Raw genomic sequence first — 2,497 nt, 5'->3', positions numbered from 1 at the left:
ATCGATCGCAAGAATCGCGGTCCGGTTCCAAGTCTCAGGGGAACTCGTGCTCTTCCGCGCAAAAGTGACGAAACGATACCACTTGCTCCGACAACCACGTCGTTGAGCCCCTCGCTATAAGCAAGAAGATGCCGCCGTGCGCCCTGGCTTAGCGTCCCATAAGAACCATTATGTTAAATAGGCTCTTTGCCAGGAAAAAATCTGGGGGGCCGACGAATTGCCCCCGCAATTGCTTCTGTCTCGGGGTGCGATCATAATCGACCGATGTCGATGAAGAACGCGCAAGGTAAGCCGGTCTCCTCCGTCGGCTATGCCGCGCGGATTCACGAGCTGATCGCGGCGGGCCGCGTTGTCCAAGCTCGTGCGCTTCTATCCGACGCATTGCAGGCGAACCCACGCGACGGCGTACTCCTAGCCCTTCAGGAAGTGCTCAAACCGCCCCGCGCGCGGACCCGCCACATCAAGGATAGCGACCGCAGCCAGGAGTTTGAATGGATCCTCGCGAACCGAGAGGCATACCGAGGACGTTGGGTCGCGATTCTGGGAGACGAGCTCGTCGCCGACGCCGCATTCTTCGGGGAGCTTCAAAGGCGTATCAAGAATCTCGGGAAGGCGCCATTGGTTCACCGGATCCATTAGTGTGGCTTGTTCGAGTGAGTATCCAGTTTGAGCTGTGACAAAGGCGATCACGGCAGCTCAAGCGCGGATCAGCCCTCGCCTCTAGGAAGTGTTGCTTCGCCTCAAGAAGGTGGGAACGTTCCCTCTACCATCAACGACTCTCGCAAATGAACATAGTCGGGATGATTGACCGCGAGAAGTTTCACGGTGGCACGGCCGATCCCGGTGCGACCCACAAGGTGTGCACCTTGCCAGAGGAAATGCTCGAACCAGTCATCGCGTCGAGGATGAAACAAACGAACGAGCTCTCCCGTTTCCGGATCGAGACTCGCGATGTTCGGTCCCTTGTGCGAGTTGCACCGATAGCAGCTTAGACACAGGTTGCCGGCATCCGTCGTTCCCCCGTGTTGTCTTGCAATGATGTGGTCGACCGGGAATGTAAAGAACGGGTCTTGGCCCTGATGGATGCGGCAATACTCGCAGCGGTGCCCCGCCCGATCCCGGACGAGCCTCCTCAGGGCGGGATCCATCAGGCTGGACGGTCTTTGAGAACTCGACGGGCCTTGGATTGGAGAATCGCTATGAAGTTCCCCGCGGAAACGAGCGCTTCGTATTCCTCACGCTCGGGGCCGGAGAGTTGGCCTTCCTCGGACTTTCGGGCGAGATCTTCGATGCGTGCCTGAACGGATGCTGGCGCTCGCAGCGCAGACAATCGCTCCGCTACCTCGACCGTCAGACAATCGCCAAGCGGCTCGAGGAGCTCATCGAGGGCCGTTTGGGCTGCGCTCACGGGCCAATGATAGCAGAAACCGGCGACTTGTCAGGCTGTGAGCTCCGGTGCTCGGCCGCGGTGCTCGTCACAGTTTCTCCCGAAACTCCTGCACCTGGCGGTGGAACACGAAGAGTGCGTCGGCGTTGCCGCTCTTGTCGGTGAAGTTGAAGTTCCTGCCGCTGCGGGCCTTGACGTTCAGGTTCTTGTCGATGTAGTCGACTTCGAAGCGTTCGAGCTCGGCGAATGCGGTGCGAAAGCCGTCATTCTCGTTGTCGGTCTCGTAGAACAATCCGCTGGCGTCGGCACGGAGCATCCCCTCACACGAGCCGAACCGGTGCTTGTGGGTCACGGCGATCGACAGATCGAGCGAGGCGGCGGCCGCTTCGAACCTGACGTTTACCTCGTTGCGGCCGGTAGTGACCTCGATGGTCTCGACGTGCATGTCGAAGCCTTCGGCGGAGACCGTGAGCTGGTGGGAGCCGACTTCCAATTCCTTGACGTCCACCGGAGTCGTGCCGACGTACTGGCGGTCGAGGAAGACGGTCGCACCGGGTATGTCGCTCACGATCCGAAGGCTTGGCGACAGCAAATCCAAGGAAGCGTAGAGCTCGGCATGGCGGCCGGGTCGCACGCGAAGCGTGTCGACGAACGGTTTGTATCCTTCCTTCTCCACGCGCACCTCGTACTGGCCAATGGCGAACTCATCTCGCTCGAACGGCGCCGGACCGACGGGCTCCCCGTCGATGAAGACCGTGGCGCCAGCCTCGCTGGAGCGGATGGATATCGACCCCACGGAGACGGCCTCGGTTGCCGGCGCCACCTCAACGGGCTCGGGCTCGGGTTCTTCTTCGACGACCGCAGGTCGTGACGGCTCTGGGGCCGTCGAAGGCGCCGACGGACGCCCGAAAAACCAGTACCCGAGGGCGCCGAGTCCAACGAGGACGATGAGCGTGAGCGCGATGAACGGGCCTCGCCCGCGGTGCGTTTCTTCCTGTGTCTCGAGAAAACTCACGCGTTGGATTCTAACACGCTAGGAACATGCGGTTACGGGATGTAGAATCAAAGAGCAGGGTGATGAAGGACTCAGCCCACCCTGCGCGAGCGGAG

At 60.7% G+C, this 2,497-nt stretch carries 4 protein-coding genes; 1 reads left to right on the top strand and 3 read right to left on the bottom strand.

Annotated features, from left to right (window positions below):
- The first annotated feature begins 264 nt into the window (after positions 1-264).
- The gene (locus VEK15_17735) at positions 265-639 is read left to right on the top strand and encodes a hypothetical protein (GenBank protein ID HXV62545.1); all 375 of its coding nucleotides are present in this window, start codon (positions 265-267) and stop codon (positions 637-639) included.
- A gap of 101 nt (positions 640-740) precedes the next feature.
- On the opposite strand, the gene VEK15_17730 is transcribed toward VEK15_17735, so the two are convergent.
- From VEK15_17730 to VEK15_17720, 3 genes are all read right to left on the bottom strand, one after another.
- Positions 741-1,148 (bottom strand): HNH endonuclease signature motif containing protein, encoded by a 408-nt coding sequence (locus VEK15_17730; protein ID HXV62544.1) that lies wholly within the window; start codon positions 1,146-1,148, stop codon positions 741-743.
- Positions 1,148-1,408 (bottom strand): hypothetical protein, encoded by a 261-nt coding sequence (locus VEK15_17725; GenBank protein HXV62543.1) that lies wholly within the window; start codon positions 1,406-1,408, stop codon positions 1,148-1,150. Before VEK15_17725 ends, VEK15_17730 begins: the two co-directional genes overlap by 1 nt.
- A gap of 67 nt (positions 1,409-1,475) precedes the next feature.
- Entirely contained in the window at positions 1,476-2,402 is a 927-nt protein-coding gene (locus VEK15_17720) for a PEGA domain-containing protein (protein HXV62542.1), read from the bottom strand.
- Between the last annotated feature and the right edge of the window lie 95 nt (positions 2,403-2,497).

This window comes from Vicinamibacteria bacterium (genome assembly GCA_035620555.1).
Classification (GTDB): Bacteria; Acidobacteriota; Vicinamibacteria; order Marinacidobacterales; family SMYC01; genus DASPGQ01.
Note: the sequence above shows the minus strand (reverse complement) of the source record. Positions and strands in the feature narration are given on the sequence as shown.